This is a genomic window from Nodularia spumigena CCY9414, assembly GCF_000340565.2.
In the GTDB taxonomy this organism is placed as follows: Bacteria; Cyanobacteriota; Cyanobacteriia; order Cyanobacteriales; family Nostocaceae; genus Nodularia; species Nodularia spumigena.
Map to the genome: position 1 here is coordinate 2,038,288 of NZ_CP007203.1, position 22,389 is coordinate 2,060,676.

23 protein-coding genes and 2 pseudogenes are annotated in these 22,389 nt (G+C 40.9%); 15 read left to right on the forward strand and 10 right to left on the reverse strand.

From position 1 onward, the window contains the following. Both iscB and NSP_RS09095 read right to left on the reverse strand, forming a co-directional pair. Positions 1–1,259 (reverse strand): RNA-guided endonuclease IscB (gene iscB / locus NSP_RS09090; RefSeq protein ID WP_017804003.1); only part of this gene is annotated, 1,259 nt, incomplete at its 3' end. A gap of 210 nt (positions 1,260–1,469) precedes the next feature. Next, positions 1,470–1,986, reverse strand: a pseudogene (locus NSP_RS09095) (RNA-guided endonuclease InsQ/TnpB family protein); the annotation flags it as partial. A gap of 42 nt (positions 1,987–2,028) precedes the next feature. Between NSP_RS09095 and NSP_RS26260 the strand changes: the two are divergent. The 5 genes from NSP_RS26260 (at position 2,029) to NSP_RS09115 (ending at position 7,398) form a co-directional block, all read left to right on the forward strand. After that, positions 2,029–2,166: a DUF6364 family protein gene (locus NSP_RS26260; protein ID WP_173403273.1), complete on the forward strand. Its 138-nt coding sequence runs from the start codon at positions 2,029–2,031 to the stop codon at positions 2,164–2,166. Between the two features lie 99 nt (positions 2,167–2,265). Continuing rightward, positions 2,266–4,281 carry a GspE/PulE family protein gene (locus tag NSP_RS09100; protein ID WP_006197908.1) on the forward strand — a complete coding sequence of 672 codons (2,016 nt, stop codon included), beginning with the start codon at positions 2,266–2,268 and terminating at the stop codon, positions 4,279–4,281. A gap of 62 nt (positions 4,282–4,343) precedes the next feature. Then, on the forward strand, positions 4,344–5,468 hold the full coding sequence (locus tag NSP_RS09105) for a type IV pilus twitching motility protein PilT (RefSeq protein ID WP_006197907.1): 1,125 nt from the start codon (positions 4,344–4,346) through the stop codon (positions 5,466–5,468). A 34-nt stretch (positions 5,469–5,502) separates the two neighbouring features. Further along, on the forward strand, positions 5,503–6,720 hold the full coding sequence (locus NSP_RS09110; RefSeq protein ID WP_006197906.1) for a type II secretion system F family protein: 1,218 nt from the start codon (positions 5,503–5,505) through the stop codon (positions 6,718–6,720). 126 nt (positions 6,721–6,846) lie between these two features. Further along, the gene (locus tag NSP_RS09115; protein WP_006197905.1) at positions 6,847–7,398 is read left to right on the forward strand and encodes a hypothetical protein; all 552 of its coding nucleotides are present in this window, start codon (positions 6,847–6,849) and stop codon (positions 7,396–7,398) included. Between the two features lie 111 nt (positions 7,399–7,509). On the opposite strand, the gene bioU is transcribed toward NSP_RS09115, so the two are convergent. Then, on the reverse strand, positions 7,510–8,514 hold the full coding sequence (gene bioU, locus NSP_RS09120) for a (S)-8-amino-7-oxononanoate synthase BioU (RefSeq protein ID WP_006197904.1): 1,005 nt from the start codon (positions 8,512–8,514) through the stop codon (positions 7,510–7,512). Between the two features lie 222 nt (positions 8,515–8,736). Here bioU and NSP_RS09125 point away from each other — a divergent pair, with 222 nt between their 5' ends. The 4 genes from NSP_RS09125 (at position 8,737) to NSP_RS09140 (ending at position 11,960) form a co-directional block, all read left to right on the forward strand. After that, a complete protein-coding gene (locus NSP_RS09125; protein ID WP_006197903.1) occupies positions 8,737–9,156 on the forward strand; it encodes a XisH family protein in 420 nt (139 codons plus the stop codon). After that, positions 9,144–9,482, forward strand: coding sequence for a XisI protein (locus NSP_RS09130; RefSeq protein ID WP_006197902.1), 339 nt, complete (start codon positions 9,144–9,146; stop codon positions 9,480–9,482). Before NSP_RS09125 ends, NSP_RS09130 begins: the two co-directional genes overlap by 13 nt. A gap of 295 nt (positions 9,483–9,777) precedes the next feature. After that, positions 9,778–10,278 carry a hypothetical protein gene (locus NSP_RS09135; RefSeq protein WP_006197901.1) on the forward strand — a complete coding sequence of 167 codons (501 nt, stop codon included), beginning with the start codon at positions 9,778–9,780 and terminating at the stop codon, positions 10,276–10,278. A 218-nt stretch (positions 10,279–10,496) separates the two neighbouring features. Beyond that, positions 10,497–11,960: a Fic family protein gene (locus NSP_RS09140; protein ID WP_006197900.1), complete on the forward strand. Its 1,464-nt coding sequence runs from the start codon at positions 10,497–10,499 to the stop codon at positions 11,958–11,960. 102 nt (positions 11,961–12,062) lie between these two features. On the opposite strand, the gene NSP_RS26265 is transcribed toward NSP_RS09140, so the two are convergent. Beyond that, complete coding sequence (locus NSP_RS26265; RefSeq protein WP_006197899.1) at positions 12,063–12,239, reverse strand: hypothetical protein; 177 nt, start codon at positions 12,237–12,239, stop codon at positions 12,063–12,065. A 108-nt stretch (positions 12,240–12,347) separates the two neighbouring features. Then, on the reverse strand, positions 12,348–12,539 hold the full coding sequence (locus tag NSP_RS09145) for a DUF2442 domain-containing protein (protein WP_006197898.1): 192 nt from the start codon (positions 12,537–12,539) through the stop codon (positions 12,348–12,350). A 142-nt stretch (positions 12,540–12,681) separates the two neighbouring features. Between NSP_RS09145 and NSP_RS09150 the strand changes: the two genes are divergently transcribed. The 5 genes from NSP_RS09150 to NSP_RS09170 all read left to right on the forward strand — a co-directional run bounded on the left by NSP_RS09150 (position 12,682) and on the right by NSP_RS09170 (position 15,706). Then, positions 12,682–13,251 carry a hypothetical protein gene (locus tag NSP_RS09150; protein WP_231859560.1) on the forward strand — a complete coding sequence of 190 codons (570 nt, stop codon included), beginning with the start codon at positions 12,682–12,684 and terminating at the stop codon, positions 13,249–13,251. A 15-nt stretch (positions 13,252–13,266) separates the two neighbouring features. Beyond that, positions 13,267–13,677: a PIN domain-containing protein gene (locus NSP_RS09155; RefSeq protein WP_006197896.1), complete on the forward strand. Its 411-nt coding sequence runs from the start codon at positions 13,267–13,269 to the stop codon at positions 13,675–13,677. A 935-nt stretch (positions 13,678–14,612) separates the two neighbouring features. Next, entirely contained in the window at positions 14,613–14,822 is a 210-nt protein-coding gene (locus NSP_RS09160; RefSeq protein ID WP_006197895.1) for a DUF2997 domain-containing protein, read from the forward strand. A gap of 39 nt (positions 14,823–14,861) precedes the next feature. Then, entirely contained in the window at positions 14,862–15,248 is a 387-nt protein-coding gene (locus NSP_RS09165; protein ID WP_006197894.1) for a DUF1257 domain-containing protein, read from the forward strand. Continuing rightward, a complete protein-coding gene (locus NSP_RS09170) occupies positions 15,248–15,706 on the forward strand; it encodes a ferredoxin (RefSeq protein WP_006197893.1) in 459 nt (152 codons plus the stop codon). The genes NSP_RS09165 and NSP_RS09170 overlap by 1 nt, the downstream gene beginning before the upstream one ends. 98 nt (positions 15,707–15,804) lie before the next feature. Here NSP_RS09170 and NSP_RS09175 read toward each other — a convergent pair whose 3' ends face one another. The 3 genes from NSP_RS09175 to NSP_RS09185 form a co-directional block, all read right to left on the reverse strand. Beyond that, positions 15,805–17,418 (reverse strand): DUF4335 domain-containing protein, encoded by a 1,614-nt coding sequence (locus NSP_RS09175; protein ID WP_006197892.1) that lies wholly within the window; start codon positions 17,416–17,418, stop codon positions 15,805–15,807. Positions 17,419–17,445: 27 nt separating this feature from the next. Then, a complete protein-coding gene (locus NSP_RS09180; protein ID WP_042202667.1) occupies positions 17,446–18,051 on the reverse strand; it encodes a DUF3038 domain-containing protein in 606 nt (201 codons plus the stop codon). Positions 18,052–18,403: 352 nt separating this feature from the next. Continuing rightward, complete coding sequence (locus NSP_RS09185; RefSeq protein WP_042202664.1) at positions 18,404–20,857, reverse strand: endonuclease MutS2; 2,454 nt, start codon at positions 20,855–20,857, stop codon at positions 18,404–18,406. 216 nt (positions 20,858–21,073) lie between these two features. Between NSP_RS09185 and NSP_RS26815 the strand changes: the two genes are divergently transcribed. Then, positions 21,074–21,205: a hypothetical protein gene (locus tag NSP_RS26815; protein ID WP_006197888.1), complete on the forward strand. Its 132-nt coding sequence runs from the start codon at positions 21,074–21,076 to the stop codon at positions 21,203–21,205. 2 nt (positions 21,206–21,207) lie between these two features. On the opposite strand, the pseudogene NSP_RS09195 reads toward NSP_RS26815, so the two are convergent. Beyond that, positions 21,208–21,561: pseudogene (locus NSP_RS09195) on the reverse strand (RNA-guided endonuclease InsQ/TnpB family protein); the annotation flags it as partial. 331 nt (positions 21,562–21,892) lie between these two features. Then, entirely contained in the window at positions 21,893–22,324 is a 432-nt protein-coding gene (locus tag NSP_RS09200; protein ID WP_006197886.1) for a transposase, read from the reverse strand. Between the last annotated feature and the right edge of the window lie 65 nt (positions 22,325–22,389).

The following is a 22,389-nucleotide window of genomic DNA, read 5'->3' on the forward strand; positions in this document are numbered from 1 at the left end:
TCACTACAATGAACCTTAGTAATATCTTTCATTGTTGAAAATTCAACTCTAAAACCATTGATAACAATCTCACATCCGTTTTTTGTGGGAGTTTTAACACGACTTACATACTTTCCAGAAGTTATGTTTTTACGATCTTTGTGCAAAGTAGCCTTAACAAAATCTCCTGTAGAAACATGAGTGAATATTTTTTTAGGCTCAGTGCAAGGAAAACCAAATTTATTGATCCTACAGAATCTTCTGCAACTATGCCCCGTGCTTTTTACTGTTAAAATTTTTGTTGTCAGTATTTTGAGAGTTTCAACTTTTCCTACACAAGCAGCATCAATCCAATGAGTTTTAGGCAATCCTAAACGAGTTCTATTAAACTTAGTTAAACCTCCTGAACCTGTTGTTATAGGTAATCCAGTTTCTTTTAACTTATTAAATAAAGCCCATCTCGTTGAATTTACAGCAGACGCATCTTTTAGTGGACGCTTGGCTTGGGATAAAATTTGCTTCAACAACTCAGGCTTTTTTGCTAAAAACTTCTCAATATCTTGAGTACCTTTTTTGATATTGCATTTCTCACAAGCTAGACACAAATTAGAAATTCTATTAGTTCCTCCTTTGGCTTTTGGTTTAATATGCTCAACTTGTAAAGGGACATTTTCCGCAGTACAGTATGCACATTTTCTATTCCATTTATTCAAAAGATATTCACGGACTTCATACCCTTGTAACTCTCCCTGTTGATACTCAAAGCCTGATATCTCCGGGTTTTCTAGCTGCTGTAGGTCAAACCTAGCAAGCTCTTGAACTATGTCAGTTATTGGGGCAAAATTACATAATCTTTTAACCCAAGTGTTAATAGTTAAAACTCTATGGCTTAAAGAAGGTGCTAACCAACCTTGAGGTTTAGTGCGGTTAAGAAATCTAGCTTGACGATAACGAGTATGTCTAGAACGTCTTCCTCGCCTTACTCCTTTTCGAGTTTCTAGGCTTTCTTTAATAGCTAAACCTCTGTGTTGTAATTCCATACCCCAGATGACTTTATTATTTTGAACTAACGCAAAACCTGTAGTTTTACTCCCTGGATCTATTTTTAATTCAATCGGTTGAGTTGGAACTTCAGATTTAGGTTCTTTCAAAATTATGGTAAATGGAAATCTTCTAAATACAGCAGCTTTTTGTTGATTTAATAAAAAACGTGCATCTCCTGGATGAATTGGAGTAAGTGGTTTTTTGTTGGTATCAAGAACTAGAACAAAATTAGACATTTAAATTTCACCTTTTCAGGGTAATGTTTGCTTCAACCTTGTTATCTGAGCTTGTTATGCTAAATACACTATCCTTGCGGATTGTTTAATAAGTAGCAACATGGCAGGGGACTAGCGAATCCCAAGGTGTTATGACCTAGATAACGTTTACTCATGTTTTGAGTGGTTTGGTTCACATAAACTACAGATTACTCCGTTTATTTATGCTCTCTTCACTTCAACTTCTGGATTACTACCTTCATCAACAACCACAACCATAAACAATTCACTCAATGGAGTGCGTTTTATCGTTAATGTCTTGACTGTTCCCTCAATCACTCTAGATTTCCAAAATTGATAAACTCGACTACCAATTTTTACCTTATTACCACCCAAAAACTTATAGCCTGCTTGTTTCAGGGTGAATGATTTGTACTTTCTTCTTCTTGAATCCTGGTGGTCTAACTCCTTTCTTGCTGTGTTTTAAAAATAGTTGGTAGGCTTTCTCAATGCGTTGACAAATATCCTGCACTGCTTGAGAACCTACTGATTGCCAAAATCGGTTACGCTTCCTTAGCTTGGCAATATGAGACTGAAGTTTAGCACAGTTTAAGTGCTTGCTCCACATCCGGTAGTACCGTTTATGCAGAGCAATACAATGGTTATAAATAACCCCAGAGGCATTAATTGTCCGCTTGAGATGTCTATTGCGTTTGTGTTCGTACAGCTTAAACTTCAGTGTTTTCATATTGCTCATGATAACATAAACGGGTAGCCGTTGGATAGCAGCATGAAAGAAAGGCTTAGTATTCGGGTTGACCCAGAAAGACTTGAAAAATTAAGAAGAGTTGCCAAACAAAAGCGCAAAACTATGACTCAGTTGATTGAGAACTGGATTGATAGACTACAGGAAGAAAAGCCGTCCTAGAAGGACGGGGCTTTAAACCCAATTTTTCGGTAAATGAAAATTATCGGCTCCAGGCTGGGAATAATGTAAATAGAGGTTTTCCCTACTCATTGCTCACCTATGACTTACTCCTCACCACAACGGCGCAGTACCGCTCTCACTACAAGAACAGAGTTTTCGCCCTTCGGCAACAAGCTAGTACAGTCTGGCTATGTCAATAGCGAACAGATGAGGCTAGCGCTGATTGAAAGCCGCAAGTCTGGCAAACCCTTGACAGAAGTCTTGGAGTCTATTACTGGCAAACAACTAGCGCCTGAGTTTCTCAGACAATATAAAAAACAACAGCTCTTTGAGCTAAAAATACTCTATGGCGTTGAGTTCCTTGATCCAGAAATCAACCAAATTGGCAACCCGAAGGCCTGCAACCTGATTCACACCCTGATCCCGGCGGATATTTGTCGTCGCCATCGCTTAGTGCCATTATCCAGACATGACGACCAAACCCCCCCCAGTGTCTTGGTGGCAATGGTCGATCCGGATAATCTCGAAGCTTCCGATGACCTCAACCGCATCCTGCGCCCCCAAGGTTTGGCATTAAAATGCATGGTAATTACCCAAGAAGATTACCAACAGCTAATTAACCTATATTTGGATGATTTAGCTGTGCGGCAAAAGCAGCTAGAAAAAGAAAAGTTTACAGATATTAATCAAGATTTGGAAAATCTTGATGATATCGACATAGACGATAGCTCTGAAGAGATGGAGGTTGATTTAGGGGTAGTCATGAAGGGTGCTGAAGATGCCCCAGTGATCAACCTTGTAAACAGAGTTCTAGCCAAAGCCTTACATGAGGGTGTTTCTGATATTCACATTGAGCCACAGGAGGAAAATTTACGGATTCGGTTTCGTAAGGATGGGGTATTGAGTGAAGCTTTCGACCCCCTACCCAAAAAAATCGTGATGGCGGTAACAGCTCGCTTTAAAATCATCTCCAATCTAGACATTGCAGAGCGGCGCTTACCCCAAGATGGACGAATTAGGCGACTGTTCGAGGGACGGAAGGTGGACTTCCGGGTGAATACCTTGCCTAGTCGCTATGGGGAAAAAGTAGTATTGCGGATTTTGGATAACTCTTCTACCCAGTTGGGATTAGATAAGTTAATTACTGATCCGGAAACTTTGCAAATTGTTCAGGATATGGTCAGCCGTCCTTTTGGGTTGATTTTGGTAACTGGACCGACTGGTTCTGGTAAAACTACATCGCTATATTCGGCATTAGCAGAAAAGAACTCGCCGGGGATCAATATTAGTACAGTAGAAGACCCCATTGAGTACAGTTTGCCAGGGATTACTCAAGTACAAGTAATTCGGGAAAAAGGGTTAGATTTTTCTACGGCTTTGCGGGCGTTTTTGCGCCAAGACCCGGATGTATTGCTAGTGGGTGAAACACGGGACAAAGAAACTGCAAAAACCGCGATTGAGGCTGCCTTAACTGGTCACTTAGTATTAACTACTTTACACACTAACGATGCCCCCGGTGCGATCGCTCGTCTGGGAGAAATGGGTATTGAGCCTTTTATGGTTTCTAGTTCCCTGATTGGTGTGTTAGCACAACGTTTGGTGCGGCGTGTCTGTTCTGAATGTCGTATTCCCTATACTCCCACAACTGAAGAACTCGCTCGCTATGGTCTATCAGCTTCCCAAAGCGCAAGTGTAACTTTTTATAAAGCAAATACTTTAACATTAGGAGAAATTACGGAAGCGAAAGCCATAAATCAAGAGGTTTGTCCAAAGTGTAATGGTTCTGGCTACAAAGGACGTTGTGGTGTTTATGAAGTGATGCGAATCACGGAAAACCTGCAAACCTTGATTAACCAAGAAGCACCCACAGAACGCATTAAGGAAGTGGCAGTAGAAGAAGGCATGAAAACCTTGCTGGCTTACAGTCTGGACTTAGTGCGTCAGGGTGCTACGACTCTTGAAGAAGTCGAACGCGTCACCTTTACCGATACTGGGTTAGAAGCCGAGTTAAAAGCCAAACGCAAGAGTGGTCTTACTTGTGTAACTTGTAGTGCAATATTACAACCAGAATGGCTAGATTGTCCCTACTGCATGACACCTCGTTTTCAAGATTAGTATGAATCATTGGTGATTGCTTTTAACTGACAAATTCAATAAATAAACAAGGAATGAGAACTATGGAAATGATGATTGAAGACTTGATGGAACAGATGATTGAAATGGGTGGCTCGGATATGCATTTATCCGCAGGTTTACCTCCCTACTTTCGTATTAGTGGCAAATTGACTCCCATCGGAGACCAAGTATTGAGTGCAGACCAATGCCAAAGGCTAATTTTTAGTATGCTCAATAATACCCAGCGTAAAACTTTAGAACAAACTTGGGAGTTGGATTGTTCCTATGGTGTCAAGGGTTTAGCTCGTTTTCGGGTAAATGTCTATAAAGAACGTGGTGCTTATGCGGCTTGTTTACGGGCGCTGAGTTCCAAAATTCCTAACTTTGAAAAATTAGGTCTGCCAGATATAGTGCGGGAAATGTCCGATAAGCCCAGAGGATTAATTCTGGTGACAGGTCCCACAGGTTCGGGAAAAACAACCACCCTAGCGGCAATGATTGACTTAATTAACCGCACCAAAGCAGAACATATTCTCACGGTGGAAGATCCGATTGAATTTGTTTATGAACCGATTAAAAGCCTAGTCCACCAACGACAACTCAATGAAGATACCAAGAGTTTTTCTAATGCTTTGAGAGCTGCATTACGGGAAGATCCAGATATTATTCTGGTGGGGGAAATGCGGGATTTAGAAACGATTTCTTTGGCTATTTCGGCGGCAGAAACAGGACACTTGGTATTTGGGACTTTGCACACGAGTTCGGCGGCACAGACTGTTGACCGGATTATTGACGTGTTTCCCCATGAGAAACAAACTCAAGTGCGGGTGCAGTTATCTAACTCTTTAGTAGCCATATTTAGCCAAACTTTAGTCAGCAAGAAAAACCCTAAACCTGGTGAATTTGGACGGGTGATGGCTCAAGAAATTCTTGTTGTTACGCCTGCTATTTCTAACTTAATTCGGGAAGGTAAAACATCGCAAATTTACTCGACTATCCAGACGGGCGGTAAATTGGGGATGCAAACTTTAGAAAAGGTTTTAGCTGATTTGTACAAAGCTGGAACTATTTCTTTTGAAGCCGCAATGTCTAAAACTTCCAAGCCTGATGAAGTTCAACGTCTCATCGGTACTTCTGCACCACCAGCAGGAGCAAGACCTGGTGCTGGCGCTGCGAAAGGGCGTTAAATTTTTACTGATTTAATTTGCAATTAATTAATCCATGCCAAATTATGTAGCGCGTATTCGGGATTCTCAAGGACAATCCCGAAATGAAAAAATCGTTGCCGATTCCTTGTCAGAAGCCCGCACTAATCTTAGACAGCAAGGTTTTGTTGTCCAAGATTTAAAGCCGTCTCAGAATTTCAGCTTTGATTTCCAGAAATTTCAGATGTCAATGGTGAAAGTAACCGTTAAAGATAAAGCGGTCTTTTCCCGTCAATTTGCTGTTTTGATGAATGCAGGTGTCGCCATTGTCAGAAGTTTAGGGGTGCTGGGTGAACAGTGTAGCAATCCTAGATTAAAGCAAGCACTGCTGGAAATCAGTAATGATGTGCAAACTGGGATGAATCTTTCCGAGTCGATGCAGAAACATCCTGAGTGCTTTGATGGTTTGTATGTCAGTATGGTTCAAGCCGGTGAAATTGGCGGTGTTTTGGATGATGTGCTGAATCGTTTGGCTAAGTTGTTAGAGGATGTGGCTCGATTACAAAACCAAATTAAATCAGCGTTGTCTTATCCAGTGGTTGTGGGTATTTTAGCAACCACTATCTTTGTGGCTATGACTGTTTTTCTAATTCCCATTTTTGCGAATATTTTTGCAGATATAGGGGTGGAATTACCAGCCCTTACTCAATTTCTGATGCTGTGTAGTAAAATCTTGAGAAGTTGGTGGTCTTTAGCTATTGTTGGTAGTTTCATCGTATTGCGGATTGTTTATCAGCAATACTACAAAACACCTGTTGGTCGTCTCACTATTGACCGCCTTTCTCTGAAACTACCTTTGTTTGGTGACTTGATCCAAAAATCATCAGTTGCACGCTTTAGTCGGACTTTTGGCGCTCTGACTCGTTCAGGTGTACCAATTCTGACTTGCTTGGAAATTGTCCGGGATACATCAGGAAACCAAGTAATTGCTAATGCTATTGATGCAGCCCGTTTAGATATTCAACAAGGGGGTGTGATTAGCTTGGCTTTACAAAAAGATAACGTATTTCCGATTATGGCAATTCAAATGATGAGTATTGGTGAAGAAACTGGTGAATTAGATTCGATGTTGATGAAAGTTGCAGATTTCTATGAAGATGAGGTGGAACAAGCCGTTAAAGCACTAACCAGTGTTTTAGAACCAGTGATGATTGTGGTTTTGGGGGGTATGGTGGGGACAATTTTGCTAGCGATGTATTTGCCGATGTTTAAAGTGTTTGAAACCTTGGGGTAAGTGATTAAATTGGATGATTGATGAGTTAGGAGTTAAAAGTTTTTATTCCTAACTCTACATATAGATTTTGCTGAAAATTTTAAATTGAATAGTTGTCTTAATTACGAATTAGTAAATAAATGAATCATGCCTGTCAAAAAATCTCACTATGAAGCCACCTTGGCAGAGTATAGCAATAATTTAGCGGCGATCGCCTTACTCAAGCAGCACCGTCCATACTTAGAAATGATTCCCAGTCTGCGTCGTCCAGATGACAGTATCATTACTATCCCTTTACCGATTGTTCGCTTCCGTGGTTCGGAAATAAAGGATACACAAATAACTTGTTTACCCTGTGACATAGCAATTATTATGTGTTACCCAGAGTGGAAAATTAAAACGGGAGTGGAAATTTTACTGTTTATCCATCGTCCCCATGAAGACTTTTCTGATTTATTGGGGCGTTGGCGAAAAACTCAAGTGTTGCTGGATACAGACTATGAGTGGCTAATGCCTTTACGTCACAGTCATATTTTGAGTGATGGGGCAAATACTGTATATCCGCTTTTTGTGGTTTTCAGTGAAACCTCAGAACGCATCCAGAGGGGTCTTGTAGGGGCAGAACTGCCATTTATTATGCAAACACCCTCTTTTTTAATAGAAGAGGAAATTCAAGCGGGGCTAGAGGCTAGCCCCTAGCACCGCTACGCGGAAGTCAAAAGTTAAAAGTCAAAAGTCAAAAGGCTTTTATTTGGGGATTTTGACTTTTTTGAAATTGTCTGCCTATTTACGCTTTGCGGTGCCAGTTTTTTATTTCACAAATTGAGGCATAATTTCCGCAGCAGTGAAGATGCCATAAATACCGCGCTGGTGTAATTGTCTACCAGCTTTGAGATAGCCAAAGGCGGGGCCGCAAACATTGGCTGCCATGCTGGTTTCATCTCCTAATGTAAAGGTATGGGTGGAAATTTTACCTTCAAAGGTGCGTCCTGTGACTTTAACGTTGGTGCTGAGGGGTTTTTTGGCATTGCGGGTATCGACTACTCCACCAACTGTAACGCGATCGCGTGAACAAATTCCCGCAAATTCTAACATCACATCATCAGCGTGTTCCATATTTTCTAAAGTCAGCACGCCATTGGTTTTATCTAGAAGGGCTTCAACTTCTGCATCAGTCATCGCCCTAGCAGTTTCTACACTATAACCGGGCATATGTCCAATATCTTCCCGAACAGTGGCGCGGTAAGCTTCCCAATTAGCAATACCCACACCAAAGGTAATTTCTACCTTGTGAATTTCCGCGTAGCTTTGGGCGGCTAAAGCTGCGGCGGCTGTTAATAGTCCAGGTGTCGCACCACATCCAGACATATAGGTAATTCCGGCGGCTTGCAGTTCGTCTTTCATCGCCAAAAGTTGTTCTACTGCACTGGTGCGTTTAATCGCATCTACTAGCACACCGCGCCAACCGGATTTGATAAATTCTTGGGCGACGGAGGGAATAAAATCATTGGGGAGGTTGGGTAATGCGAGGAAATACCCATCTACAGGCTGAGTGGTAGCGATTAAATCTTGAATGCTGTTATTGCTTAATCTGCCAACTGGTTCTAAATAACCGACAGAACCTTGACTTTGGTAGGTTTTAATGCATTCTTGAGTATTTAAACCTTCTGTAGAGTAAGCGTAGCCTTTTTGGTCTGCGGCTGCGACTAAGATCATTTCCCATTTGCTGGAGAGGAGTTTAGCGGCTGCTTGTCCCAGTCCACCGAAACCCAGGACTCCGACGCGGATAGGTTGGTTTGTTGGTTGTGTATTCATATTTAATTTGTGGCGTTGTGTTAACAGCTATAAAGGTTAATTATGCTCCATTATCCTTGGTTCGTTAGCTGACTAATAATTTTTTTACCAGAATATTTTGCTGATTTGAGCTTGACTACAAAGACGGTGATGTTTAGATTACAATTGTTATGGAACTTACGACTTGACAGAAAATAATAAATATGAATCGGTTGCTCAGGTTTGAAAACCTGATTTTTAATTATGCCAGCTAGAGACATTTATCACAGCACCGTAAAAAATGCACTCATCAAAGATGGCTGGAAAATTGTCTATGACCCTTTACGAATTCGTTTAGCGAGAGGGAAAAATCTATTTGTTGATTTAGGTGCAGAAAGATTACTAGCAGCAGAGCGAGAAACGGAAAAAATAGCTATTGAGGTGAAAAGTTTTACTCGTCCCTCGGATATGAAAGACCTAGAAGATGCTGTTGGTCAATTTGTTTTATATGAGCATTTATTGGCGCGTTATTATCCTGAATATAAATTATTTTTAGCTGTGAGTGAAAGCACTTGTAAAACCGTTTTTGAAGAAGAAGCTGGTCAAACTTTAATTGAAGATGGTGTTATTCGTTTATTTAGCTTCGATACTGAACAGGAGGTAATTGTGAGATGGATTCCTTAACTAATCAATATCGTCAGATAATTACAAAGATTCTCGAAGATTATGCTGATTTTCTTGGTAATGATGAAGAAGTTCAAGTTGAACTGGTGTTAGATGAAAAAAATGATCGTTATTTATTAGTTGAGTCAGGCTGGAAAAATGGTTATCGTATTTATGGAACTTTATTACATATTGATTTAATTGACCATAAAGTTTGGATTCAACATGATGGCACAGAAGAGGGAATTGCTAATGATTTGGTTGCTGCGGGAATACCAAAAGCACATATTATTTTAGGTTTTAAATCTCCTGATATCAGGAAATATACAGAATTTGCTGCTTCTTGACAGGAGGATAAAAAGTTATGATTATTTTACAGTTTATACAGCTTTGCAACAACAAGCTAGTGCTGTTGGAGTTTCAGTAGAAGAATTAGTTGCAGCGTCAGTAAATCGTCCGTATAGCTTGTTTATTAGACATACATCATGTTCATCAAAGCACAATAGTGTTATTACTTAATCAATACTCTCTAGCTTCTTATCAAAGATAGTAAATATAACAATTGAAAAATATAGTATCGTATATTAGGATGATGCAGTAATTATTTTATTACAAATTCAAGTCTAACTTTAGGAATAGTCAATGAGTGAAGAAGACTACATTATCAAGTTACAAAATCTCTCCGAATCTGAATTAGAAGCGGAGATAGAAAATAAAATTAACAAAACGATTCAGCATATTACAGATACAGACGAATTCGTTAGTGAAGCAACTAATACAAATGCAAATGCATGGTCTGTACAACTTGAGAATATTGAGGATAAACCAGACGAGATTGATGAAGAATCTGAATACATTGTAATAACAATTACTTATAGTGCTGATGGAGAGCAGGAAGAGGATATGGGCTTTTGTGGTGATAAGATAACTGGAAAAGCAGAAGCCGTTATAGATAAGTCTGGTGGAGTGACATATAAGAATGTTACTGCTGAGAATGATTATTATTCGGGGGGTGAAGAAGATGATGATACATTTGATGATGATATTATTGATGAGAATCAATCAGATGATGACACATCGGATGATGATATTATTGATGAGAATCAATCAGATGATGACACATCGGATGATGACATTTTTTAATTGAGCCTTATCGAAGATGATTGAAGATTTACAAATTACTAAACTAGGTACTTAGCAAAACAGATAGGAGAATCGCACTTCTGATATACATTGGAGTGCGATACATTCACTTCGAGATGCTACCGCGAACGGTAAGCTACGAATATCCATCAAAGATTTCGATTAAAACCGTCTTAATCTCTTATTAAACTATATATTTAGGTTTTTTAATATTAATTATGCAGTGGCAACCAATAGAAAATTTACCATCAAATTGGGAAAATTTGGCAAGTGCTGAGTTACCACCTTTAGTAACTGTTTGGAATGAACAAGCAGAGAGACTCCGTTCCTCTGGAGAATTTCAAACCTTTATGGATAGGTTACGGCGAGAAATTGCTATCGAAACTGGAATTATTGAAAGATTATATACCTTAGATAGAGGAATCACTCGCTTATTAATTGAACAAGGAATTAATGAAGCTCTAATTCCTCATGGAGCCACAGATCGTCCAATTAAGCAAGTTATATCTCTCATCCAAGACCAAGAAGCAGCTATCGAAGGATTGTTTGACTTTGTAGGTGGACAAAGAACTTTATCTACTTTTTACATCAAACAGTTACATCAACTTCTAACTCAAAATCAAGATAGTACAGAAGCTAAAACACCGACAGGACAAATTATTCGTGTTGATCTTATACGAGGTGATTGGAAGCAACAACCTAACAATCCTGAAAGACCTGATGGCTTAATACATGAATATTGTCCTCCAGAACAGGTCGCATCTGAAATGGATAATTTAATTCAATGGCATCATCAACATCGAATAGAAAAAATTCCGCCCGAAGTAGAAGCAGCATGGCTGCATCACCGCTTCACCCAAATTCATCCATTTCAAGATGGTAATGGTCGAGTTGCTCGGTGTATTGCTAGTTTAGTTTTTATGCAAGCTGGATGGTTTCCTTTGGCTCTGACTCGTGATGATAGAGCCGCTTATATCGCGGCTTCAGAGCAAGCAGATCAAGGTAATCTATCAAACTTGATTAATCTATTTAGTAAGAGTCAAAAACAGGCGTTTATTCGCAGTCTTGGTTTATCTGAACAAATTTTGTCAGAAACGCGACGCGCCCAAGCTGTTATCGCTTCTATCGCCGACAAGATTAAGCAAAACCAATCAGCTACCATTCAGGATCGCTGTCAAAAAGTTGAGGGCTTTGCTACTAATTTGTTTGAAATTGCATCTACTCGTTTACAAGATATTGCCAATGAAATTAAGTTATCTGTTCAGAATCTATTAAGTGATGCTCAAATTTTTACCCGTGCTGCTCCCGCCGGTGATCCTAAATCATATTATCATCGTTTCCAAGTGGTAGAAACAGCTAAACAATTAGGCTATTTTGCTAATCTTCGCCCTTATCATAGTTGGATACAATTAGTCATCGATGTAGAATCAACCACAACAATTCTGCTTTCATTTCATGTCATCGGACATGAATATCGTGGGTTACTCGCTTGTTCTGCTTGTGCATACCACAGAGATAATACTGAAGAGGGTGAACGAAATATTAGTGATATCCAATCCTTAACAGATTCTTTATTTCAGTTTTCCTATGCTGATGAAGAAAGCAATCTTACAGAGCGTTTTAAGCAGTGGCTAGAAGAGGTTATTGTAACTGGTTTAGAGTATTGGAATGAGAGTATTTAATATGAGTTGTTTACCCACCTATTTATTCAATTACGGGATACAATAAGAATTGGGCGTATTTTTAACAATATCCCCAAATTAACCAGCCAAATTTCACCAAGTTTAGGTTTCATCCAACAAATCCAAAACTTCCTGCTCTACTTTACGAGTTTTGAGAATGTCTAAAACATCCTGGTCTGCCATTTCCATTATTTCTAGAATACAATGGCGAACTTGATCTGCTATAACTGGTTCCCAGTAACTTAACTTTGCATTTAGTTCTTCAATTAAAGCATCCATAATAATTCTTTGTACTTCTAATTATTAATGTTAACCGACCATTTTAGCCCTTGGTGCAGGTGCGCCACGTAACATACCTTCAGTGCTGAGGTCTTCGTCAATTTCTTCTCAATGAATACCGTAACCACCGCCGCAGGTTTCCCATTTTAATCGCTGTTCACGAGTAGCATTAAGCAGCTTGGGATACCACACCAATGGTACTGTAATTGTGCGTCCATCCATTAAATCAACACTGATAGTTTCTTCAGAAAAAGTAACATTCTTAACTCTTTCATCCGCCCTAACTGCCAAAATACCCATCCCAAGCCTCCAAAAGCTTTGTTTGATTTTCTTGTACTAACTCTTCTAATTTTCGCAGTTGAAGACTAACTTGGCGACTAGAAGTCACGGCTACACAGACGAAACCCACCTACGCGGGTTAATATCTCATTAGTCCACGCAGGTGGACTTTGCTTGTGTAGTAGCGAATTATATTCGCCTCAAACTTTTCTGTGGGTGTGCGATCGCCTATCGTCTAAAATTAATATATAGTCGATACAGTCAATGTCACGAGGACGAAAAAATGGACGTTGAAAAACTAAGTAACCCAACAACAGAAGTATCTGATATTACAGCTTGGGATAAAAACGGACAAAAGCTTTTAGTATCGAAAATTAGAGCCAGAGACATTGAGGAAGATATTCAATCAAAAGTAGAAGAAATGCTCAAATTTGAGTATGAACATAATCATCTCATAGTTCCTTATGGGATGACCGCTACTCCTGAAAACATTAATATTTTTCAATGGGAAGGTAAAAATCTAGAATCTGTATACACCTTCCCGACTCATGAAGTTATGACTGAATATGATTCTGAATTTAGTAAGAAGAGGATTTTTGAATATTATCTAGAAACATTAGTTGAGGGATGGTTGAGAGATTTAGCCTACAACTGGAAAACAGATCATCCCCCTAAATCAGAAGAGTTAAAGGAGATAGGTTTTGTTGTAAAACTGGCAGATGTACGACAATAAAGGATAGTAAATCTAGTGATTACGCTTTACATTGAGACTAATTTCTTTATTGGTTTTGCTAAAAATCAGGATAAAGAAGCTGAGGAATTAGTCAGTCATCTAGCTTCTGAGTTAATTGGGTTAAATAAACTTAAAATTGTTTCCCCTACAATTTGTTGTATGGAAGCTCTCTCTGTACTAGAAAATGAACGTCAAAGAAGTAATACTTTTAAAGTTCGTATGGGGGATGAAATTAATAAACTAAAAGGAGATATAAATTCTGAATATTCCAAAGAAATTAAGAGATTTCTGGAGCAAGCAAAAATTAAGACTGATGCAAGAATTAATGATATTAACATTCGCCTTTTTGAAGTGTTAAAATGGGCTACGGATAATGTAGAGTTAATAAATTTAGAACAATCTATACTTATAGGACTTACGCAATAACTCTCTGCAACCCTCTTTCCTTCGTGTCCTTCTCCCAAGGGGAGAGGCTAGCGCCAACGCGTTCTTCTCCCAAGGGGAGACGCTACGCGAATGTGGTTCGTTTTTTCATGATTTTGCGTAAGTCCTGACTTATAGACAGCCTTAATCAGCAACTTATTCCTGATCCCACAGATAATTTAATTTTGCATTCTATTCTTAATCACTCTAAAACCTCTTCAGATGATCAGAAAGTTCTGTTGACTGGAAACTCCAAAGACTTTGGGACAAAAGAGATTAAGCAAATATTGGGCGCAGCAGGAATACAGAAATATTTCGCCAGTACAAAAGATTTTTTAGGGTGGTTGCGATCGCTTTAGCTATTTTGGTAAAAAAGTAAGTGAGAAAAATTAATTAAATGTATATAAAATATAAATTATTCGTAGGGTGTGTTATGCCGTAGGCTAACGCACCGTCAACAGTTCAAGGTGCGTTGCGCTGCGCGACAACACACCCTACCGTGAAGAAGATCGCATCTCGTAGCGCACAGATGAAATAATCCGGCTGGGTGAAACTACCCTCATTGAAACTATCTATGGCAAGAATAGTGTATATTACAATGGTAATGATAAAAATTTTCAATAAAATGTATACTTTTATGAACCACAGCACGGGTTAAGCTACTGCTAATGCTCGATTTGAGGGCTTTTCTGGCTAGTCTTGGCTGCGGAATTGTGAGCTTGACTAATTTAGTATGTTAAGCGAAACTAACTAATAACTGATGTATGTGCTTATAATATTAATAAAATTTGTAAAGATTCTGAGATATATATTTTGAGAGATGAAACATTTGTTCACAAATGGCAAGTTTGTATCTAAGTAACAATGTTTCGATGGCTATATTTTTAGCCTGCTGCTCAGGCAGTAAGTTCAAACGTACTATCAAGGTTGGCTAAAACATGGAGACATTAGAGTTCATCATCTATCCAGACGGTCGAGTACAAGAAACAGTCACTGGCATTGTGGGCAACTCTTGCGCTGAGGTTACAGCAGCAATAGAAGCACAACTGGGACAAGTACTTACTCATCAGCCAACCTCAGAATTCTTCGCCGCACAGGTGCAACAATCAGCTGTAGCAACTACCCAAGCCACATACAGCGATTGGTAAATTTTCTTAAAAGTTTCGTGTCATTTATTCACAACTGCCATGTCACACTTTAGCCAAATTAAAACTCAAATCCGTAACCTTGATTCTTTGAAAGATGCTCTAACTGAATTGGGTATAGACTGGAAACCCGGCCCACGCGAAGTCCGAGGCTATCGCGGTCAAACTCATCCTGCGGAAGTCACCATTGAGCAGGAAAATGGCTATGACATCGGTTTTAGATGGAATGGCAAAGAATATGAGTTGGTGGCTGACTTGCAATATTGGCAACAAGGCTTGTCTGTAGATGGGTTCTTACGCCAAGTTACTCAACGCTATGCTTATCAGTCCGTTGTGAAAGAAACTGCTCGCGCAGGCTTTCAAGTGACTGAACAAGAAAAAAATCAAGATGGCTCAATTCGCTTAGTAGTACAACGCTGGAGTGCGTAATGGCTGATTTTCTGCCCTCGCAGTCAGAACCAGAAGACAACCAGAACGGTTTAGAACCAGAGTTAGGCGGCTTCTTACGAGATGACCCAGAACGCTCTGGTTTGGAGCCGGAATTGGGTGGTATTGAGCGTCAAAAGGGTGTTTACGTTGATGAAATCACCTGTATTGGCTGCTTACACTGCGCTCATGTGGCACGTAACACCTTCTACATTGAACCAGATTATGGGCGATCGCGCGTAATTCGCCAAGATGGTGACGGCGAGGAAATCATCCAGGAAGCAATTGATACTTGTCCTGTCGATTGCATCCATTGGGTTGATTACACCGAACTGAAAAAGTTAGAAGAAGAACGCAAATATCAGGCTATACCGATTGCAGGCTATCCAGTGGAAAAGGCTGTATATGCTGCTGAACAGCGACGTAAAAAGCAAAAGTTAAAAAACCAAAAATCCCATTAATAATTCGTAATGAGAAAGCCTTTATAGGTGGTGTTGTATCAGGTGGACATTGATCCTACCTGATACATAAATACTAATTATCAGGGACGAATTTTAAATTATTCATTTTCGGGAAATGTCTGAACTTTGCCGTCAGGACTGAGAACCACTCGAATTCTGACATTTTCTCCATTTTTATTGGCAGAAACAAAGGGTTGACCAATTTCAGGCATCCCAGCACTGTCGATGAATGTTCTCGCAGCCTGATTTAGGGGATAAATTCTTTCTATTGTACCATCAATACTCACTATTAAACTATATTCTAATGTTTGAGTGAATCCAGTAGCTGGCTGCCAGCGCTTTGTGAAGATTTCTCTCGCTTCTGCGACTTGAGGTGTGTCAAACAAGGTGCGACGAGTGGTAAAGTCTTCAGGTGTGGGATTTATCGGTTGACTCGTTGATCTAGCAACGAATGAATCATTATTATTTGCCTCACTAGCCACATTTACAGAAGAATTGATTGTTTTTTCAATTTGCTGTCGGTTGAGTAGTGAGTCAGAGGGGGAAGAAGTCTGCCTAAGATTGTTGTTGGGATTGGTAGACACAGTTAAAGGAACTGATGAGATACTGGGTAATGTTTCTCTGTCAGCAGATAGGCGGGGTGGTAAAGTCCGCCTTTGGGTTAGCCCACTTTCAATCTGAGTAATTGAGCCGATAGAATTTGGCTGAACAGCAATTTCCTGTTGAGGAATGATTGTCGAGGCTGAACTTCGCCTATTACTTTCTATATTTGGAATCTTGGACTCAAATATCAACAGTGGATCTTGTGCTGATGGTAGAGATGAAGAGGAATTAGGAAAGAGGCTAGAATTAGGTGCTGTCTGGGGCTGTTGAGGGAAACTAGCAGTGGGAAGTTGAGAGTTCGAGTCAAAAGGTTGTGGCGGTTGCAAATCATCCGGCGGTGTAAATGCGGGTGGCGATGTGGGAGGTTCGAGAGAGGGTGAGGGTTCTAAGGCCGTTTTCACCTCTTCTGGCTGCGATGTTGTGGCTATTTCTAGTTGATTTTGTTTGTTGTTGTTGGCAAAATGCCAAGTCGCTGGTAGTAACCCTACACCTAAGACCATGACGGCGGCAATAGGGGCCCAAGCAGGTAATCGCAGAACTTTATGATTTTGATTCAGATTTGGTAAGGCCATGACATCAGCCGAGTATTCGTCTAAAGCAGTTGCTAAATCGAATAGTTGCAGCAGACTCAGTGGAATCACAGAACCAGATGTTTGGTTAGCTAGGGAACCGATAAACAAATTATGAGTTAAATAATTGCCTGGTTCTAAGTAGATTTTGCTCTGTGATGTTTGGGAGGTAAAAGATTTGAAGGTTTTAGCGCTGGGTAGTGAAGTTTGCTGAAAATCTATGAATTCTGAATCCTGGGATACTTTACTAGAATCCTCTGGTTCCGAAAGATTGGTCCAAAAGTTATCTGGGGGTTGCTGGAGAAATTCTTGCACATAGCTGGTGACAACATCACACAAAATTTCTAGTTGGTCGCGATCGCCCCGAATTGTGATTCTACCTTCTTCTGGTAGTTGCGGATCATCAAAATGTAATTCAAAAGTTAGCTGCTTAATCACCGTTTTTCCCATCCAATGGGATAAAGGTGAACTTTGCGCCAAAATTTCTAAGGTACAAGTCGGGGGTGTGTAGCGTCTAATGACAGAATTTAATGGTGGCATGGCAGAAACGGCGAGGGAGAAGATTAACTAAAATTTGGCAGAACTATCTATGAGTGCTAGCCAGAGGCGGCGGTGTCCACCAGGCGCACTGTAAAACAGTAAATCTACAAGCAGTTTTAGTGCCAAGTGGGTAAGTAGATCCGTGGTTATTTGGTCGTCTTCTTCCATCCGTTCTTGGTAGGTATTGCAGAAAGCATCGATATAATCTCCAAGTAAGGCAGCCTGATGAGGTTCCCGCTTGTTTTCCGCCATTTTTTCCAACAGACCAACAGCACGGCGAATCAATTCTTGGTGCTGTTTGGCGAGGTAGCAGATAATCAGAACAAGCGATCGCGCTTCTTCGACATCTAGCTTTTTCCGCCCACCTTGACCTTTGCGTAAGGGATTAGACTGACGCAATCGCCATAAAGCTACCCGGTCTGGCACTCTTGACTCTAAATTCAGATTAATGGCCGCAGACAGCATGGCCTCGGAACCAATCCCAGTTAAGGTTTCTAGCGCCAACAGCACCAAGTCTAACTGGGTTTTGATGTTGTCCCATTGCACTGTGTTTGGGGCGGGAAGTTTAATTAAATCCGCCCACTGGGGATTGGGTGTGGCTGAATCGGCGGCCGAGTGCATAACTTTTAGCATAGGTGATCAGGCTGTAGGGGCTGTTGCTGTTACCCATTTTGAAACCAGACTCTTAAATCTCAAGCTTGGTTTCCCATCGCTATTAGCTAGAAGCTGCCGCAAGCTTTGCTCATTTTGGTCAACAGCAATAGTCTTTGTCTTACTCTACTAGATGAAAATTAATTTTCCACCAATTTACTTGACAAAAGTGATAAAGTTATTCCCAAACAAAACCATTATTTCAGTAGAAATGTATAAATAAACCTCACTGAATTTAGTTAATATCTAATTGCTAATTACTCATAATATTAAGACAATCAGTAACTAGATATTAAAAATTTATTAGTCTGCGCCAGTGATATTTATTGCCACTTTATTTGATATGGGCAATAGTCACACCACTACCACCATCTGCCTGTTCTGCTGGTTCATGGTGACTAACTCTGGGGTGCTGGTGCAAAAAGGCGTGGACTCCTTGGCGTAACTTCCCCGTTCCATGTCCGTGAATAATCCATAAAGGGCCTGTAGCTTCAGAAATGGCTTTATCTAAAACAATCTCGGAATCAGCTACCCGTTTACCACGTAAATCTACTGTATTTCGAGAAGTGCGAATCGCTGGGGCGCTTTGTTCGGGTGGAGTAACTGGGGCTGGGGCTGGCTTGGGTTTGACGATTGGTTCAGCTTTTTGTCCATCCAAAGATTCGATGTCTTCCAGCTTCACTGTCATTTTCATGATGCCAAAACGTACACTAAATTCACCATCAGCATCAGGGGAGGTTAAAACGTCTGCTGTTTGCCCAAATTGGGAAAGCCGCACGCGATCGCCTACTTTCGGCATAAACCCTACTTTGGGTTTGGGTGCTACCTTTGGCTGATATTTCTGGGAAATTTGGTTTAACGCATCCGTTGCTTGTTGAGCATCTTGGGCTTTTGGTGTCCCCTTTTGCAAACGGCGAATCACTTGGGCAATTTCACCTTTAGCTTGAGCGATCGCTTGCTGTACTGCTACTTCCTGATCAGCCCGCAAAGCTTTTTCCCGTTCCTGCAAAGCATCAGATTTTGCCGACACTTCCTTATATAAACGTTCCGCTTGCTGCAACAAACTTTGAGCTTCCGCAGCTTTGGTTTCTTGGCGGCGACGTTGCGCTTCTAACCCCGCAATCACCTGATTAACTTCGTCTGTCGCCCCTCCTACTTGAGTTTTGGCTTGTGTAATCACTTCTGGTTTTAAACCCAAACGCCGGGCAATTGTCAAGGCGTTAGAACGTCCAGGAATTCCCCACAGTAAACGATAGGTAGGCGAAAGGGTACTTTCATCAAATTCTACCGAAGCATTTTCAAATCGCTCATCTTCATACTTCAGCGCTTTTAATTCCCCAAAGTGAGTTGTCGCAATGGTTAATTGGGCATGATTGGCGAGATATTGCAACAAGGCGATCGCCAAAGCACTACCTTCCACTGGATCAGTTCCTGCACCGACTTCATCAAGTAATACCAGTGAGGAGTGGGGAGTGTGGGGAGTGTGGGGAGTGTGGGGGGAGTGTGGGGAGTCGGGAGATAAGGAAATATTTTCTGACTCTTCCTCCTGATCCAACGCATTTAAAATCCGACTAATCCGGCGAATGTGTCCAGAAAACGTAGATAAACTTTGCTGTAAAGATTGTTCATCCCCAATATCAGCTAATACCTGCTCAAACCAAGGTATTTCTACAGGTTCACGGGCGGGAACAAATAAACCTACCTTCGCCATTAAAGCTGCTAAAGCTAAGGTTTTTAAACTAACTGTTTTACCCCCGGTATTCGGTCCGGTTATCGTTACTACTCGCAGATGGGGACTAATAAGTAAATCCACAGGAACCACAGCTTGACCATGTTCGTGCTGCTGTTGCCACACTAACAGAGGATGCCGTAATTGCCTCAGAGTAATCATTTCATTGTCTTCACGGTTGATAAATCTGGGGGGATTTGCTCCTAACCAGAAACTATACCTCGCTCTGGCGGTGGCTAAATCCAACGTCGTCACAATTGCTAACAACCGTTCTAAATCTGGCTTGACTTCTGCTACTTTTTGTGTTAATGACCGGCGAATCGCTTCTTCTTCTGTTTGCTCTCTTCTAATAGTTTGCCGCAGTTGATTACCAAAAGGCACAATGGAATTAGGTTCTACGTAAAGAGTCGCCCCACTGGTGGAAGTATCATGCACAATGCCGGGAATGGCATCTTTTTGAGGTGCTTTCACCGGGATGACATAGCGATCGCCCCGTTGCGTGATAATCTGTTCTTGAACCGCTCCAGACTTTGCTTGTAAAATATTATGCAGCTTTTGAGTAATCTGACTGCGTATTTTACGTAATTCTGTGCGAATTTCTCCCAGTTTAAGGCTAGCACGATCAGTTACTTGGCCGCGTTCATCAATACAACGGTGTATTTCTTGCTCTAGTTCGGGATAAGTCCGCAAATCCGCGACTAAATCCGCCAGGGTGGGTAAATCTTCTTGGTTATCAATGACACGACGTAAATTTCTCGTTCCTGCCAAAGTCGTAGCGATCGCCAGCAGTTCATCCCCTGCTAAAATACCGCTAAGTTCGGCGCGTTCCAAGGAATCACCAATATCTTGAATTCCCTCAAAAGATAGTCCTGTGTTAGTCCGAGTTTCCAGTTGGTAGACTTCTTTAGTCTGTGCCAACAACTGCTTACTTGCTGCAAGGGATGCAGGGATGTTCAGATGAAGTGATGCGATCGCCCCTAGCTTAGTTGCCGCAAATGTGGAAAGATGCTGGCAAAGGCGATGCCATTCGAGTAGTTCTAACGTCTCAGATTGGATCAAGGCTTCAATGTCGAATCTGAAAGAATTGTAACAATTCTAGCTCCAGAAAGTTTAAAACTTAAAGGGGAAATTTTCTTTCCTCCCTATCCTGGCTATACTTCTCTGGGACTACAAAAATATGATCAATAGCTAATGATTTCCCATTTACGTTGATTTTTCAGATAATTTTCATCTTTTATCGATTTACAACAAAGCTTCTATGTGTTAATAAAATTAATGCTATCTACCAATGGACTTTCCTTAATCAACACCCTACTGGAAGAAGGTCAATTAGGCGAATTAATCCGTCAAATTAGCCAATTAGTGCGTATTGACATACTCCCCAGCCTAAAGGCATGGGGATTCTAGGCTCAAACAGCGATTGCAGGCTTTGCCTGTCTGACATCGCCTAACCCGATGGTTGATGCCCCAACCATTTTAATATTAAGCGCGGCGTTCTCATCTCTGGAGTTGACTGACTGACAAGAGGGACAACGCCACTGTCTAACTGACAAATCTAAACTGTCTAAAAGATGTCCACAATTAGCACAAGTCTTACTGCTGGGATACCATCGGTCAATAAATATCACACGTTTGTTCTTCTTTTGAGCCACCCATTCTAAGATTTGCAGAAATTCGCCAAAAGCTAGGTCTGATATTTTTCTCCCCCAAAGACGTTGCATCCCCAAGAGGTTTAAGGTTTCAAAACACAGCAGATCAAACTTTTGAACCTCCCCACGTCTAAAGCCAGGGGATTCTTGCCTACCTGAAAAAGGCGACAACGGGACATTCAAGTATCCCTCTACTCACTCAAAGAGCTTTTGCTCTCATTCGCGCATACTTTCTGAGTCCTTCATATTTTAAAGATGAACGCTCCATATCCTGCCATTATTCGCCCTTTAACTATTCCGAATCGAGTCGGATATGTCCGTTGCCGGGATTGCTCCGTACTAGGATACTTCAATGCGCTGAAGGTTATTCCTACTTGTTTTCTCGCTAATCTATTTTAACACTGTGGCTAAAGCCACGCAATCGTTTGACGGAACTTAAAAGTTCTTACCGCCTTCTCCCCATGCCTAAAGTCAGGGGCTTGCGTCTCGTTTTTCGGTCAGTTAACTCATGTGCTAATTTCCAAAACCAATCGCGTCTTTTGTGAGAAATATCTTCATACCTGCGTACCAGATTCTTTCTAGCTCTTTCACGATTAGCCGACCCTTTGGACTTTGCACAGTGGTGTCTGTGAGCTTTTTTAATCAGATGAAGCGATTGTTTGAAAAATTGGGGAGATTCAACTTTTGTGCCATCGGAGCAAGTGAGAAATGTTTTTAAACCAAAGTCAAAGCCAGCGATTTTACCTGTCTTGACTTCAACTTCGGCTTGACCACCTTCATCAACAACTACAACCATGAACAACTCACCCAATGGTGTGCGTTTAATGGTGAGAGTTTTGACTGTTCCCTCTATTTCTGCTATATAAAACCTAGACAAAACTAGACTTTACTTTCTACTTCAACGGGAGCATGGGAGCAGTTATCCCTCAGTAGACTTCACGC